Source organism: Herbidospora solisilvae, assembly GCF_009901565.1.
In the GTDB taxonomy this organism is placed as follows: domain Bacteria; phylum Actinomycetota; class Actinomycetes; order Streptosporangiales; family Streptosporangiaceae; genus Herbidospora; species Herbidospora solisilvae.
On record NZ_WXEW01000004.1, the window covers coordinates 419,124 to 433,525 of the forward strand.

Consider the following 14,402-nt stretch of genomic DNA (forward strand, 5'->3'; position numbering starts at 1 on the left):
TGGAGCTGATTGGTCAGCCTCTTGAAGGGCCGCGTACCAGCGCCACCTGGCGCGCGTAGCGGCGGCGGCCCACCAGGAACCAGGCCAGCCGGGCGGCCAAGGGCAGGGTGCCGAGCAGGTGGGCGCGTTCGGCCGGGGTGGCCTCCTCCAGCAGGGCGCCGAGGAACAGCAGCAGCTTGTCGTTGGGGGTCTCGGTGGCGAACCGGGCCCCGGCGGCGGCGTACTCGGCGACCGTGAGGTGCTCCTCGATCAGGCTCAGGACGTGTTTCTCCTCGTCGTCGAGGTGTTCGAGCAGGGCGGCCCGGTGGTCGGCGTACAGGGCGGCGAGGTGGTCGCGCAGGGCGGGGTCGGCGGTGCGTTCCCATTCGGGCAGGGCCGCGCCGATGCGGTCGAGGCCGGCCTGGACGCGTTCGTGCTGGTGCTCCATGCGGATCACCAGGTCGGCCTCCAGGTCGACCCGGGCCAGCAGTTTGGGCCAGATGAGCTCGTCCTCGCCGGTGTGGTGGTGGTGCAGGCCCAGGGCGTAGTCGCGGTGGTGGGCGGCCAGGATCCCGGCGCGCACGACGTCGCCGGCGGCGACGGTGGGCACGAGCTCGGCGAGCATGCGGGACTCGCGGCGGAACACCCGGTGGACCACGAGCATGTCGTGGGTGTCGGGCCGATCGGCAGACATGATCTTCTTCCCTTTCTGTCGAGGTCAGGCATCGAATGTCCGCCATGCGGCTTGAAGGTCTCTTGGGATGTTCTGGGGGTATAACCTGGCCGCGTGACCGTTCGTGTACGGGTGCTTGGTCCCCTCCAAGCGGACGTCGACGGGCGTTCGGTGCCCCTCGGCGGGCCACGCCAGCGCGCCGTGCTCGCCCTCCTGGTCGCCTCACGCGGAGACGTCGTCTCCGTCGACCGCATGATCGAGGACCTGTGGCGCGGGGAACCCCCGGCCAAGGCCATCGCGTCGCTCCAGTCCTACGTGGCCAACCTGCGCCGCCTGCTCGAACCCGGCCGGCCGCCGCGTGCCCCCGCCTCGGTGCTGGTGAGCGCCGCCCCCGGATACGCCGTCCGGCTCGACGCCGACGCCGTGGACGCCTGGCGGTTCGAACGTTCCGCCGCCGAGGCCCGCGCCCTGAGCGCCCGCGACCCCGCCGCCGCGCGCACGCTGCTGAGCGACGCCCTCGGCATCTGGCAGGGCCGGGCGTTCGCCGAGTTCGCCGACGAGGACTGGGCCGTCGCCGAGGCCGCCCGGCTGACCGAGGTGCGCCTGGTCGCCCAGGAACTGCTGGTCGAGACCACCCTGCGGTCGGCGCCGCCGGCGGACGCCGTACCGGCGGCCGAGATGCTGACGCGGCGCGAACCGCTCCGCGAGGAGGGCTGGCGGCTGCTGGCCCTGGCCCTGTGGGGCAGCGGACGCCAGGCCGACGCGCTCGCGGCGCTGCGCCGGGCCCGCACCACCCTCGCCGACGAACTCGGGCTCGACCCCGGCCCGGCGCTGACCGACCTCGAAGACGCCGTGCTCGCGCAGCGGCTCGACCTGCTCCACGCCGCCACCCACGCGCCCGGACCGGCCGAGACCGCGCAGGTCACGATCGCCGCGCCGCGCGCGGCCGAAAACTGGACCGATCCCACGGGCCCGCTGTTCGTCGGCCGCGACCTCGAACTGGCCGAGATCGCCGACGCCGCCGCCCGCGCCGCCGCCGGAGAGGCGGGCGTGGTGCTGATCAGCGGCGAGCCGGGGGCCGGGAAGTCGACCCTGATGGCGCGCATCGCCGACGACCTCGACCCCGCGGTCTGGCTGGTCGCGACCGGGCGCTGCCCCGAGACCGAGGGCGCGCCGCCCGCCTGGGCGTGGATCGAGGCGCTGTCCCCGCTGACCCGGACCACCCCCCTCGGCGAGCACGCCGAGGCGCTGGCCCCGCTGCTCGGCGACGCGCGCCCGCCCTCCGACGACGGCGCCGCCGGCCGGTTCCGCATGCACCGCGCCGCCTGCGCCTGGTTGCGCGCCATGACACAGAGCACGGGTGCCCGGAAAGGGCAGGCGCTGGCGATCCTCCTCGACGACCTCCACCGGGCCGACGCCGAGACGCTCGGCCTGCTGGTCGCCGTGGCCCAGGAGCTGACCGCCGCGCGGGTGCTGCTGGTGGCCGCCTACCGGCCCTCCGACGTGACCGACGCCCAGGAGGACGCGCTGGCCGCGCTGGCCGCCCGCTCCCCCACGCGGCTCCACCTCGACGGCCTGTCCGAGGGCGACGTCGAGCGGCTGGTGACCTCGGTCTGCGGACGCGAGGTCGAGGCCGGGACCGTCGCCTGGATCGCCGAGCGCACCGGCGGGAACCCCTTCTACGTACGGGAGAGCGCCCGCCTCCTGGCCTCGGAGGGCAGCCTGGCGGGGGTGGCCCGGAGCGTTCCCGAAGGGGTGCGCGACGTCCTGCGGCGGCGGCTGGCCCGGCTGCCCGCGCCCGCCGTCACCGTGCTCCGGCTCGCCGCCGCCGTCGGCCGGGAGGCCGAGGTCGAGGTCCTGGTCGGCGCCGCCGACGCCGACGAGGACGGCGTGCTCGACGCCCTGGAGGCGGGCGTGCTGACCGGCCTGCTCACCGAGCCGTCGCCGGGCCGGGTGCGGTTCACCCACGCGCTGGTCCGCGACACCCTCTACCACGACCTCTCGCAGGTGCGCCTCACCCGCATGCACGCCCGCGTCGCCGACGCCCTGGCCGCCCTGCACCCCGACGACCACACGGCATTGGCCCACCACTACGCCCGCGCGGGCACCTCGGCGACCGCCGAACGCGCCGTCGCCCACTCGGTCAAGGCCGCCGAACTAGCCACCCGCCGCTACGCCTACGACACCGCCACCGAACTCTACGAACAGGCCCTCGATGCGTTCGAGCGGCTGCCCGCCCAGGCGATGGCCGACCGCGACGCCGCCAAGGTCGAGCTGCTGGCCGCGCTGGTCCGCGCCCAGGTGCAGGACGGCGCGGTGGCGCACGCCCGGGTGACCCGCCAGAAGGCGGTGGAGATCGCCCAGGCGGCGGGCCGCGACGACCTGCTGATCGCCGCGTTCTCGTGCTGGACCGAGGCCACCCCGTGGCTCATCCGCCCCTACTCCTACGTCGACGAGCGCACCGTCGGCCTGATCACCCGCCTGCTGAAGCGCGACGACCTCGACCCGGTCGTGCGGTGCCGGCTGCTGGAGATGGTCGTCTCCGAGCTGGAGAACGAGGGCGACCCGCGCAGCGCCGCGGCCGCCGCCGAGCTGGAGGAGCTGGCCGCCACGCTCGACGACCCGGCGATGACCGCGCTGGCCCTCATCGTCCGGCTCAAGGAGACCCCGTTCGAACTGGAGCCGCGGCGGGTCCTCGACCTGGCCGTGCGGCTGGTCGAGCTGGCCACGCGCCACGACCACCTGCTGGCCTACCGCTGGTACGGCGAGTTCGTCGCCGCCCGGGCGTGCTGGATGCTCGGTGAGCTGCCCGGCATGCACCGGCATCTGAAGGCGGCCGCCGACCTCGCGGCGGCGTACCAGATGATCGAGGCGCGCGAGGTCACCAACGTCGCCTACGCGACACTCCGCCACGTGGCCGGCGACCTCGACGGCGCCCTGGCGGCCTATGCCGCCGCCTTCGGCCTGCTGCACCGCAAGGGCTCGATCAACGCCGAGGGCGCCCACGCGCTGGCGGTCTTCTCGATCCGGCTGACCCAGGACCGGCACGGCGAGTACGCGGACATCGCCTGGGCCCTCCAGCAGGAACACGGCGCGATCGTCAACGACCTGCTCGCGGTGGCGCTCTGCCGCGAGGGCCGCCTGAAGGAGGCCGCCGAGATCCGGACCCGGCTCGCCCCGATCCGCAAGGACTTCTACTACTCCCTCTACCTGGGCCTGCGCGCCATGGCGGCGACCCAGGTCGGCTCGCTGGAAGAGGTCAGGGAGATCCGCGAGCAACTGCTGCCGCTGCGGGACGGCATGCCGGGCGCGGCCTCGTTGTCGGTCTCGCTGCGGCCGGTCGCCCATCTGCTGGGCGACCTGGCGGCGCGCCTGGGCGACCTCGGCGAGGCGGCCGGTCACTACCGGCACGCGGCCGAGGTGGCCCGGCACCGGGGCGCGCCGCTGTGGGCGGCCGACGCGGAGAAGGCGCTGGCCGGGCTCCCGCAGGTGTGACCTTCCGGTCTCCAAGCCCACCCCAAGAGGCGGCCAAGCGGCCGGGTCCACCGTGGGGGTGTACCGATCACGAGAGGACACCCCCGATGTCACGCTTGCTCGGCCGCCTTGGTGGCGCGGCCGCCGCACATCCGTGGCGCACGCTCGCCGTCTGGCTGGTCGCGCTCGTCGCCGCGACCGGCCTGTCGATGGCCGCGGGCGGCACCACCCACGACGACTACGACGTGCCCGGCATCCCCTCCCAGGAGGGCAGTGCGTTCCTGGAGGAGCACTTCCCCGCCATGGCCGGCGCCGGTTCGCGGGTCGTCGTCCACGGCGACGGCGCGGTGCCGCCGGACCTGCTGGCCACGCTGGCCGACCGGCTCGCCGCGATGCCCCACGTCTCACGCGTCGCCCCGCCGCGCCTGTCGCCCGACGGCGACACCGCTCTGATCGAGGTCGGCTACTCGGTGCCGGTCACCGACTTCGCGGGCTCCGAGGCCGTGGACGCCCTCACCGGCGCCGCCGCCCCCGCCGAGGAGGCCGGGTTCACGGTCGCGTTCGGCGGCGAGGTGCCGGAGAACGTCTCCGCGCCGAGCGGCACCGCCGAGGTGGTCGGGATCGTGGCCGCCCTGGTGATCCTGATCGCCGGGCTCGGCTCGCTGGTCGCGGCCGGGCTGCCGATCCTCGTCGCGCTGATGGGGCTGGGCGTCGGCACCGCGCTGGTCACCCTGCTGGCCGCGCTGACCGAGATCTCCACCATCGCCCCGACGATCGCCACGATGGTCGGGCTCGGGGTCGGCATCGACTACGCCCTGTTCCTGGTCAGCCGGCACGTCGAGGCGCTGCGGGCCGGGCTGCCGCCCGTCGGGGCGGCGGCCCATGCCACCGCGACCGCCGGGACCTCGGTGCTGATGGCCGGCCTGACCGTGCTGGTCTCCCTGTTCGGGCTGAACCTGTCCACGCTGCCGGTCTACGCGTCGTTCGCGTACGCCACCTTCGCCACCGTCGGGGCCGTCATGGTCGCCTCGGTCACGCTGGTGCCGGCGATGCTCGGCCTGGCGGGCCGCCGGGTGCTGCCGCGCCGGGAGCGGCTGGGCCTGGTGCGGCCCGTCGTCCGGGCGCCGCGCACGGCCCGGTGGGCCGCGTGGGTGGGCGAGCGCCCGGTCCGGTCGGCGCTGGTCGCGGTCGTGGTGCTGCTGGCGCTGGCCGCGCCGACGCTGGGCATGCGCACCTGGCCGCAGGACGCCGGAACGCAGCCCGAGAGCGCGACCACCCGCGTCGCCTACGACCTCGTCGCGGCCGAGTTCGGCCCCGGCGCCAACGGCCCGGTCGTGCTGGCCATGGACGCCTCGCTGGCCGCGGAGGTCGCCGCCCGGCTGCCCGGCGTGCCCGGCGTCAAGGCGGTGGCCCCGCCGGTCACGCAGGGCCGGGCGGCCGTGATCGCCGTCGAACCGGAGACCGGCCCGCAGGACGAGCGCACCACCGAGCTCGTCCGGCACCTGCGGGCGACCCTCCCCGACGGGGTGATGGTCACCGGGGTGGTGGCGGTGTTCGGGGACATCTCCGACCGCCTGGCCGAACGGCTCTGGGTGGTGGTCGCGTTCGTGGTGGCGCTGTCGCTGCTGCTGCTGACCGTGTTGTTCCGGGCGCCGGTCGTCGCCCTCAAGGCCGCAGTGATGAACCTGTTGTCGGTCGCGGCGGCGTACGGGGTGATCACGGCGGTGTTCCAGACCGACGCCGGGGCGGCCCTGGTCGGGCTGCCGCACGGCGGCGCGGTGTCGAGCTGGGTGCCGATCCTGATGTTCACCGTGCTGTTCGGCCTGTCGATGGACTACGAGGTGTTCCTGCTGTCCCGGATCCGGGAGGACTACCTCGCCACCGGCGACGCCAGGGGCAGCGTGATCCGGGGCCTGGCCTCGACCGGCCGGGTGATCTCCAGCGCCGCCGCGATCATGGTGGCGGTGTTCGTCGGCTTCGCGCTCGATCCCGACGTGACCGTCAAGACGACCGGGGTGGGCATGGCGGCGGCCGTGCTGATCGACGCGACGCTCGTGCGGCTGGTGCTGGTTCCGGCCACGATGGCGCTGCTCGGACGGGCCAACTGGTGGTTGCCGCGCTGGCTCGACCGGCTGCTGCCGGAGGTGCGCCACCACGACGCGGCCCCGATTGTCAGCCGGTCTAACGAATCAGTACTAATCAAAAAATAACTGCATATGCACGTGCAGGTGGCGGCTCTTGGCATTTTCCCATGAATGCTGCACTGTTTGCCAAGGGCCGCTGATGCGACAATGATGCACTGGTTAAGGAAATGCCCGACCTGTGACGTAACGCGTGTGGAGACTGTCGTGACCGCTGAACCGCACCACCCCGGCGTGCTCTCGTACTCCCGTGGTGGCCCCACGGTGCTGCGCATCCTCCTGGGCGCCCAGCTCCGGCGGCTCCGGCGGGCCAAGGGCATCTCGCCCGAGGACGCCGGTCACGTCATCCGGGCCTCCCACGCGAAGATCAGCCGCCTGGAGCTCGGCCGGGTCAGCTTCAAGGAGCGCGACGTCGCCGACCTGCTCACCCTCTACGGCGTGACCAACGCGGCCGACCGCGACGCGATGATCAACCTGGCCCGGCAGGCCAACTCGCCGGGCTGGTGGCACAAGTACAGCGACCTGCTCCCCTCCTGGTTCGAGATGTACGTCGGCCTGGAGGAGGCCGCCTCGGTGATCCGGGCCTACGAGGTCCAGTTCGTCCACGGGCTCCTCCAGACCCCCGACTACGCCCGCGCGGTCATCCTGCTCGCCAACGCCGGCGCCCCCCAGGAGGAGATCGACCGCCGCGTCGCCCTCCGCATGACCCGCCAGGCCCGCCTGCAGGGGCCCGACGCGGTCAAGTTGTGGACGGTCATCGACGAGGCCGCCCTGCGCCGCCCGCTCGGCGGCCGCGACGTGATGCGCGCCCAGATCGACCACCTGCTGGAGATGAGCGAGCACCCGAACATCACGCTCCAGATCGTGCCGTTCGAGCGCGGCGGCCACGCGGCGGCCGGCGGCCCCTTCACGATCCTGCGCTTCGACGAGCGCGAGCTGCCCGACGTGGTCTACCTCGAACAGCTCACCAGCGCCCTCTACCTGGAGAAACTCGACGAGGTGGACCGTTACATGCAGGTCATGAACAGCCTGTGCGTGGAGGCCCACCAGGCGCGGAGGACACAGGAACTCCTGACGGAGATTCGCACCTCTCTGTAATCTCCGATGCACGTGCAGATGACCTACTAGGGTGGCCCTCTGAACCGATGAGAGGGTGCGATGGGATACGTTCCGAATTCCGGCCAGCTGCGGCACGTCGTCTGGAAGAAGAGCAGTCACAGCAACCCGAACGGCAGCTGCGTGGAGTTCGCCCGCCTTCCCGACGGCACCACGGCCCTGCGCAACTCCCGCGACCCGGAGGGCCCGGCACTGGTCTTCGGCGCCGAGGCGCTGACGGCGATGCTCACCGAGATCAAGTCGGGCCGCCTCGACCACCTGCTCGGTTAGGCGTTCTCCCGGCCGAACACCCGCGTCGCCAGGGGGAGCGCGACCGCGAGGAACAGCGCCACCCCGAGCACCGCCTGCCCGACCCCTGCGGCCGACCCTGCGAAGAGTGACCGCAGGGCGTCGACGACATGGCGGAACGGGGTGGCCTGCGAGGCGGCGTCCAGCCAGGCGGGGGCGCCCTCCATGGGGAGCAGCGCCCCCGACAGCAGCAGGAGCGGCACCACCGCCGTGCCGGCGACCGGCGGGAACAACTCGTCGCCGAGCGTGAGGGCCGCCGCGTACGACAGCGCCGCGAGCCCCAGCGACATGACGATCACCAGCGCGAGCCCGGCGGCCATGCCCGGGACCGAGGCCCGCAGCCCGAAGGCGACGGCGAGCACGAGCAGGACGACCGCCTGCACCAGCAGCAGCACGGCGTCCTTCATGACCCGTCCGACCAGCAGCGCGAACCTGCTCGCGGGGGTGACCCGGAGCCGTTCGAGCACCCCGAAGCGGTGGTCGAAGACGATGTTGAACCCGGTCAGCCCGCAGGTGAGCAGCGCGAGCTGCATCAGCAGGCCGGGGACCAGGACGTCCCAGGTGCCGACGCCCGACCCGGTGAACACCGGCCCGAAGAGGACCAGATAGAGCGCGGGCTGGACCACCCCGAAAACGATCACAAAAGTGTTACGGAACGTTTCGCGCAGATAATGCGCCGCCACAACAAACGCAGTCATCCGATGACCCCCTTCTTGTCACCCTGCTTTTCCGGACGTTTCCCGACGAAGATCGTTTGCGTCTCGGGGATCCGCCCGATGAAGGCGTCCGGCAAAATCCGGACACATATTTCCGCACAGAACCGGCCCCTTTTTCTCGCCGGTCAGGCCGCGGCCTCCGCGGCGTCCTCCATCGGGCGGCCCGTCACCGTCAGGAAGACCTCGTCGAGGGTGGCCGCCGCGTGGTCCCGCTTGAGGTCGGCCGGCGCGCCCGTGGCCACGATGCGGCCGTCGTCGATGATCAGCACCCGGTCGCACAGGGCGTCGGCCTCGTCGAGATAGTGGGTGCTGAGGAAGATCGTGGTCTTCAGGCCCCGGATGTACGTCCAGAGCTCGGCCCGCGCCCGGGGGTCGAGGCCGTTGGTCGGCTCGTCGAGGAACAGCACCCGGGGGGCGTGGACCAGCCCCAGCGCCAGGTCGGCCCGCCTGGCCTGGCCGCCCGACAACGAGGCCGGGGTGCGTCTGTCGAAGCCGGCCAGGTCGAGCCGTTCGAGCACCTCCCCGGTCCGCCGCCGCGCCTCGCGGGCCGAGTGGCCGTGGAGCCGGGCCTGGAGCCGCAGTTCCTCGCCGATCAGGGACAGGGGGGTGAACATGCCGCCCTGGGCGACGTATCCGATGGACCGGCGCACCCCTGCCGGGTCGGCGACGAGGTCGTGGCCCGCCACGGTCGCGGTGCCGGAGGTCGGCCGCAGGAGGGTGGTCAGCATGCGCAGCGTGGTCGTCTTCCCGGCCCCGTTGGGCCCGAGGAAGCCGCAGATCTCGCCTTCGCGGACGTCGAGGTCGACGCCCCGCACGGCCGGGACGCCCTTGAAGGTCCTTGTCAGTGCTCTCGCTTGGATCACTTCGGTAGAGTAACCACAAATTTGGTGTCACTACAAGTTTGGTAGGATCCCCGCCATGGAGACCCTGCGCGAGCGCAAGAAGCGGGAGACCCGGCTCAAGATCTCCGACATCGCGATGAGCCTCTTCCTGCACCACGGCTTCGACAACGTGACCGTCGCCGAGGTCGCCAGGGTCGCCGACGTCTCGGTCAACACGGTCTTCAACTACTTCCGGACCAAGGAGGACCTCTGCCTCGACCGCCTCGACGAGGCCGAGCAGCTCCTCGCCGTCGTGGTCCGCGACCGGCGGCCGGGCGAGACGGCCGTCGAGGCGCTCCGCCGCGACGTCCTCGACGCCCTCGACAACCGCGACTGGCGGTACGGCACGTCCGAGGGCAGCGAGCTGGTCGCCAAGATGATCAACGACGCGCCGTCGCTGGTCGCCCGCATCCGGGAACTGCACGAGCGCCGCGAGCACATCCTCGCCGAGACCCTCGCCGACGAGGCGGGCACCGAGCCCGGCGACATCACGCCCCAGATCATCGCCGCCGGGGTCTGTGCGGTGGTCCGCATCACGGCCTCGTCCTACTTCGCCCGCCGCACCGCCGGCGAGACACCGGACGCGATCCTGCCCGACCTCAGGAGAGAGGTCGTCAGGGCCTTCGACCTCCTCGAACGCGCCGCTCCGGGCTTCGCCCGCGCCCCGCTTCCGGCCGGCTGAGCGCCCTCCCCAACAGCCACGCCCGGCATTCCGGATCCGCGCTCAGTGCCCGGTCCGGCCTGACGCCTCTCGTGACGGCGCGGTCCGGGGCGCGACCGGTCGGCGCCGGGTGGCCGCCCCGCCGGAGGCGGCGGGCGGGGCCGGGCGGGCGGAGCCGTAACGGAGCCGGAAAGGTCGCCCGCCCGGTGCGGCCGAACGGAGAGAACAGAGGTTTCAGGCGGTATACAGATGCTCGTGAAGCTGGACGAGCTAGACCGGGCGATCATCGGGGCCCTCGTGGACGATGCCCGGGCGACATATGCGGAAATCGGCGGCCAGGTCGGGCTGTCGGCCCCGGCGGTCAAACGACGGGTCGACCGGCTGGTTCAGCAGGGGGCCATCACCGGGTTCACCGCCCGCGTCGAACCCTCCGCCCTGGGGTGGACGACCGAGGCCTACGTCGAACTGTTCTGCCGGGGCAAGACCTCACCCGCCGAGATCGGGCTGGCCGTCTCCCGGCACCCGGAGGTGGTGTCGGCCTGCACGGTGACCGGCGAGGCGGACGCGCTGCTGCACATCCGCGCCACCGACGTCCGGCACGTCGAGCAGGTCATCGAGCGGATCGCCGCCGAGCCGTTCGTCACCCGGACGAAAAGCGCGATCGTGCTCACCCGGCTGATCACCTGAGCAACAAATCACCGCCGAGCGCCGCAAAGACGCAAGAGACCGCGTTAAGGACGCAATGTCGCCGCATTGGAGCCCAGGTCGCCTGTTCCTAGTCTGAGAGCAGTTGCCCCAGCTCACCGCCGGAGACGTGCGTGAACACACCCGCTTACGAGACGACGACCACCACCCGCGAGCGGGTGGCCACGACGCGTCACTTCCTTATGTGCCGGCCGGAATTCTTCGCCGTCACGTACGCGATCAACCCCTGGATGGATCCGGCCGCCGGGGCCAGCGCCGGGAAGGCCCTTGAGCAGTGGAACACCCTGAAGGCCGCCTACGAGTCGCTGGGCCACCGGGTGAGCCTGATCGACCCGATCGACGGGCTGCCCGACATGGTGTTCGCCGCCAACGGCGCCCTCGTGGTCGACGCCCACGTCTACGGCGCGAAGTTCGCGCACGCCGAGCGGGCCGACGAGGGACCGGCCTACGCCAAGTGGTTCGCCGAACTCGGCCTGCCGGTCAAGGAGGCCAACTTCACCAACGAGGGCGAGGGCGACTTCCTCACGCTCGACGAGGTGATCCTGGCCGGCACCGGCTTCCGGACCGACGTGGCCGCCCACATGGAGGCGCAGGAGTTCCTGGGCCGCCCGGTGGTCACGCTGCGCCTGGTCGACCCGCGGTTCTACCACCTCGACACGGCGCTGTTCCCGCTCGACGGGCACAACGTCGCCTACTACCCGGGCGCCTTCTCCGAGGGCAGCCTGCGGGTGCTGCGGCGGATGTTCCCCGACGCGATCATCGCCTCGGAGGAGGACGCGCTCGTGCTGGGGCTGAACGCCGTCTCCGACGGCAAGAATGTGATCGTCAACGCCGAGGCCACCGGGCTCAGCGCCGAGCTGGAGCGGGGCGGTTACTCGGTCATCCCGGTCGACCTGTCGGAACTGCGCAAGGCCGGCGGCGGCCCCAAGTGCTGCACCCTGGAGATCCGCCTTTGAACACGCGAGACATGATCGAGCTGGCCGAGAGCCGGAGCGCGCACAACTACCACCCGCTGCCCGTGGTGATCGCCTCCGCCGAGGGCGCCTGGGTCACCGACGTCGAGGGGAGACGCTACCTCGACTGCCTGGCCGGATATTCGTCGCTGAACTTCGGCCACGGCAACCCGGTGATCCTGGCGGCGGCCCACGCCCAGCTCGACCGGGTCACCCTGACCAGCCGCGCCTTCTTCAACGACCGGTTCGGCGCGTTCGCGGCCGGGCTGGCCGAGTTGTGCGGCAAGGACATGATCCTGCCGATGAACACCGGCGCCGAGGCCGTGGAGACCGCGATCAAGGTCGCCCGCAAATGGGGCCACGACGTGAAGGGGATCACCGACCCCAACATCGTCGTGATGGAGGACAACTTCCACGGCCGCACCACCACGATCGTCAGCTTCTCCACCGACCCCGACGCGCACGACGGCTTCGGCCCCTACACGCCCGGGTTCCGGATCGTGAAGTACGGCTCCGCCGAGGCGATCGCCGACGCGATCGACGAGAACACCGTGGCCGTGCTGCTGGAGCCGATCCAGGGCGAGGCCGGGGTGCTGGTCCCGCCGGACGGCTACCTCCGCCAGGTCAGGGAGCTGTGCACCGAGCGCGGCGTGCTCATGATCGCCGACGAGATCCAGTCGGGCCTGGGCCGCACCGGCGACACCTTCGCCTGCGACCACGAGAACGTGGTCCCGGACATGTACGTCCTGGGCAAGGCGCTCGGCGGCGGCGTCGTCCCGGTGAGCGCGGTCGCGGCCGACGCCGACGTGCTGGGCGTGATCAGGCCCGGTCAGCACGGGTCGACGTTCGGCGGCAACCCGCTGGCCTGCGCCGTCGGCGAGACCGTGGTCAACCTGCTGAAGACCGGCGAATACCAGGCCCGCGCCCGCGAGCTGGAATCGGTGCTGTTCGATGGCCTGCGGGCGCTGCCGGGCGTCACCGCCGTACGCGGCCGGGGCCTGTGGGCGGGGGTCGACGTCGACCCGTCGCTGGCCACCGGCCGGCAGGTGTGCGAGCGCCTGATGGCGCGCGGCGTGCTGGCCAAGGACACCCACGGGAGCACGATCCGGCTGGCCCCGCCGCTGGTGGTCGAGGCCCACGAGATCGAGTGGGCGCTGGCCCAGCTTGAGGCGGTGCTCACCGGAAGCGAGCTGCGGGCGGCCGAAGGCCGGCCGTAGCTCGCGTTGTGAATCTGCCCTAACGAATAGGAGTGAGCTCCACCCGGGAGACCTCCTTGAGTTTCGGTGGGTCGTCGAGGACGGTCGGCGTCTCCCACCGGACCACGTGCGTGCCGTTCTCCTTGGTGAGGGTGGCCAGCGCGTTGGGGAACCAGGGGCCGTCGGTGATGCGCCACTTCACCGGCGGCCTCGGGAGCTTGGCCGTCCGGGCGATCAGGGCGCCGATCACCGTGGCCACCCCGAACTGGGCGATCACGTTGGCCAGGCGCAGGGTGCGGCTGAGCGGGTTGCGGATCGGCGAGCAGACGAGCTGGTAGATCGGCAGGCCCTTGACCCGGGCGACGTAGGAGTAGTGCACGTCGCCCGACAGCAGCATGACCGTGGTGCCCGAGGCGGCCAGCATGGTCAGCAGGCGGTCGAAGGAGCGCCGGAAGGCCGCCCAGTGTTCCAGGTCGACGGCCTGCCGGGCCCTCTCCATGAACCGGGCCACCGTCTTGCCCCAGGCCCCGTCGCACAGGGCCTCGTTCCAGGTCTCGATGTGGTGGATGCCGGCCGGGAGCAGGATGGGCACCGACGACCCGACCAGCACCCGCTCGGGCGGGTCGGCCAGCACCTCCTCCAGCCACGCCCATTCGGTCGCGTCGAGCATCGACCGCTCGCGGGGCTCCAGGTGGCGGGCGCACCGCGAGTCGAGCATGATCAGCCGGGTGTCGCCGAAGTCGCGCGCGTAGCTCCACCGGCTGGTCGACGGGTCTTCGTCGGCCTGCTGGGCGAAGGCGTCGAGCACCGCCGCTCCGTCGCCGTCGCCCGCGCGGATCTTCGTGTAGACCTCGTCGGCGGCCCGTTCGGCCGGGGACAGGTTGCCCAGGTGCTGGTAGACCCAGTAGGCCCCGAGCCCCGCCACGACCCGGCGCGGCCACCACGGGACCTTCGCCATCTTGGCCCGCCAGTCCTTGCTGGTGTTCCAGTCGTCGCGCAGGTCGTGGTCGTCGAAGATCATGGTCGTCGGCACGGTCGACAACAACCAGCGGATCTCGGGGTCGTTCCACGCCTGCCGGTAGAGCTCGGCGTACTCCTCGAAGTCGGCGATCTCTCCGACGGGCTCCTGGTCGCCCCGGCGGGCCTTTATGTAGTCGAGCATCTCCCGTGACGGCTCGTCGGCGTACACCTGGTCGCCCAGCATGATGAGCAGGTCGGGGAGCTCGTCGTGGACGGTCAGGGCGTGCCCGAAGGCGAAGAGGGTGTCCACGCCGTGGGTGATCGTGTGGGCCGTGTCATGGGGGACGCTGGTCCGGCACGAGCCGAAGACGACCTTGTTCAGCCGGTCGACGGGACGGATGACGCTGGGGTCCATCGTCTCCAGCGGCCACACCGCCTCGTCGCCGAGATGGATCTGGTAGGGGACGGGTTCGCTCACGGGGACGTCCACGATCGCGTAGTGGTGTCCGTGCACCGTGAAGGTGCGTTCTGTCGACTGTTCGGCGCCCGCAGTGACGGTGACCGTGCAGGGGTCGCTGGTCTCCACCCAGATGGACGCGGTCGACGCGTCGACGTGGCGGAGGAGGGGGCCGATCACTAGTTGTGCCACTCTCCTAGTG

12 protein-coding genes are annotated in these 14,402 nt (G+C 72.0%); 8 read left to right on the forward strand and 4 right to left on the reverse strand.

The window, feature by feature from the left end; all coding sequences use genetic code 11:
• Positions 1 to 13: 13 nt before the first annotated feature.
• Positions 14 to 673: a hemerythrin domain-containing protein gene (locus tag GT755_RS15320; protein WP_161480381.1), complete on the reverse strand. Its 660-nt coding sequence runs from the start codon at positions 671 to 673 to the stop codon at positions 14 to 16.
• Positions 674 to 766: 93 nt separating this feature from the next.
• Between GT755_RS15320 and GT755_RS40585 the strand changes: the two genes are divergently transcribed.
• The 4 genes from GT755_RS40585 (at position 767) to GT755_RS15340 (ending at position 7,653) form a co-directional block, all read left to right on the forward strand.
• Complete coding sequence (locus tag GT755_RS40585) at positions 767 to 4,147, forward strand: BTAD domain-containing putative transcriptional regulator (protein ID WP_161480382.1); 3,381 nt, start codon at positions 767 to 769, stop codon at positions 4,145 to 4,147.
• Positions 4,148 to 4,233: 86 nt separating this feature from the next.
• On the forward strand, positions 4,234 to 6,336 hold the full coding sequence (locus GT755_RS15330) for an MMPL family transporter (protein ID WP_161480383.1): 2,103 nt from the start codon (positions 4,234 to 4,236) through the stop codon (positions 6,334 to 6,336).
• A 138-nt stretch (positions 6,337 to 6,474) separates the two neighbouring features.
• Complete coding sequence (locus GT755_RS15335; RefSeq protein ID WP_285579045.1) at positions 6,475 to 7,365, forward strand: helix-turn-helix domain-containing protein; 891 nt, start codon at positions 6,475 to 6,477, stop codon at positions 7,363 to 7,365.
• 60 nt (positions 7,366 to 7,425) lie between these two features.
• Complete coding sequence (locus tag GT755_RS15340; protein WP_030450704.1) at positions 7,426 to 7,653, forward strand: DUF397 domain-containing protein; 228 nt, start codon at positions 7,426 to 7,428, stop codon at positions 7,651 to 7,653.
• Here GT755_RS15340 and GT755_RS15345 read toward each other — a convergent pair.
• Positions 7,650 to 8,369 carry an ABC transporter permease gene (locus tag GT755_RS15345; RefSeq protein WP_161480384.1) on the reverse strand — a complete coding sequence of 240 codons (720 nt, stop codon included), beginning with the start codon at positions 8,367 to 8,369 and terminating at the stop codon, positions 7,650 to 7,652. The genes GT755_RS15340 and GT755_RS15345 overlap by 4 nt on opposite strands.
• Positions 8,370 to 8,512: 143 nt before the next feature.
• Entirely contained in the window at positions 8,513 to 9,250 is a 738-nt protein-coding gene (locus GT755_RS15350) for an ABC transporter ATP-binding protein (protein ID WP_161480385.1), read from the reverse strand.
• A gap of 55 nt (positions 9,251 to 9,305) precedes the next feature.
• Between GT755_RS15350 and GT755_RS15355 the strand changes: the two genes are divergently transcribed.
• The 4 genes from GT755_RS15355 to rocD all read left to right on the forward strand — a co-directional run bounded on the left by GT755_RS15355 (position 9,306) and on the right by rocD (position 12,804).
• On the forward strand, positions 9,306 to 9,950 hold the full coding sequence (locus GT755_RS15355; RefSeq protein ID WP_202610046.1) for a TetR/AcrR family transcriptional regulator: 645 nt from the start codon (positions 9,306 to 9,308) through the stop codon (positions 9,948 to 9,950).
• Positions 9,951 to 10,184: 234 nt separating this feature from the next.
• Positions 10,185 to 10,616 (forward strand): Lrp/AsnC family transcriptional regulator, encoded by a 432-nt coding sequence (locus GT755_RS15360; RefSeq protein ID WP_034382928.1) that lies wholly within the window; start codon positions 10,185 to 10,187, stop codon positions 10,614 to 10,616.
• 200 nt (positions 10,617 to 10,816) lie between these two features.
• Complete coding sequence (gene ddaH / locus GT755_RS15365) at positions 10,817 to 11,590, forward strand: dimethylargininase (RefSeq protein WP_161480636.1); 774 nt, start codon at positions 10,817 to 10,819, stop codon at positions 11,588 to 11,590.
• An 11-nt stretch (positions 11,591 to 11,601) separates the two neighbouring features.
• Entirely contained in the window at positions 11,602 to 12,804 is a 1,203-nt protein-coding gene (rocD, locus tag GT755_RS15370) for an ornithine--oxo-acid transaminase (RefSeq protein ID WP_161480637.1), read from the forward strand.
• A gap of 19 nt (positions 12,805 to 12,823) precedes the next feature.
• On the opposite strand, the gene GT755_RS15375 is transcribed toward rocD, so the two are convergent.
• Positions 12,824 to 14,380, reverse strand: coding sequence for an alkaline phosphatase D family protein (locus tag GT755_RS15375; RefSeq protein ID WP_328794352.1), 1,557 nt, complete (start codon positions 14,378 to 14,380; stop codon positions 12,824 to 12,826).
• Positions 14,381 to 14,402: the final 22 nt, after the last annotated feature.

Coding starts and splice junctions, on each gene's coding strand:
- GT755_RS15320 (WP_161480381.1), bottom strand. CDS start 673: ATGTCTGCCGATCGGCCCGACACCCACGACATGCTCGTGGTCCACCGG.
- GT755_RS15330 (WP_161480383.1), top strand. CDS start 4,234: ATGTCACGCTTGCTCGGCCGCCTTGGTGGCGCGGCCGCCGCACATCCG.
- GT755_RS15340 (WP_030450704.1), top strand. CDS start 7,426: ATGGGATACGTTCCGAATTCCGGCCAGCTGCGGCACGTCGTCTGGAAG.
- GT755_RS15345 (WP_161480384.1), bottom strand. CDS start 8,369: ATGACTGCGTTTGTTGTGGCGGCGCATTATCTGCGCGAAACGTTCCGT.
- GT755_RS15355 (WP_202610046.1), top strand. CDS start 9,306: ATGGAGACCCTGCGCGAGCGCAAGAAGCGGGAGACCCGGCTCAAGATC.
- ddaH (WP_161480636.1), top strand. CDS start 10,817: ATGTGCCGGCCGGAATTCTTCGCCGTCACGTACGCGATCAACCCCTGG.
- rocD (WP_161480637.1), top strand. CDS start 11,602: ATGATCGAGCTGGCCGAGAGCCGGAGCGCGCACAACTACCACCCGCTG.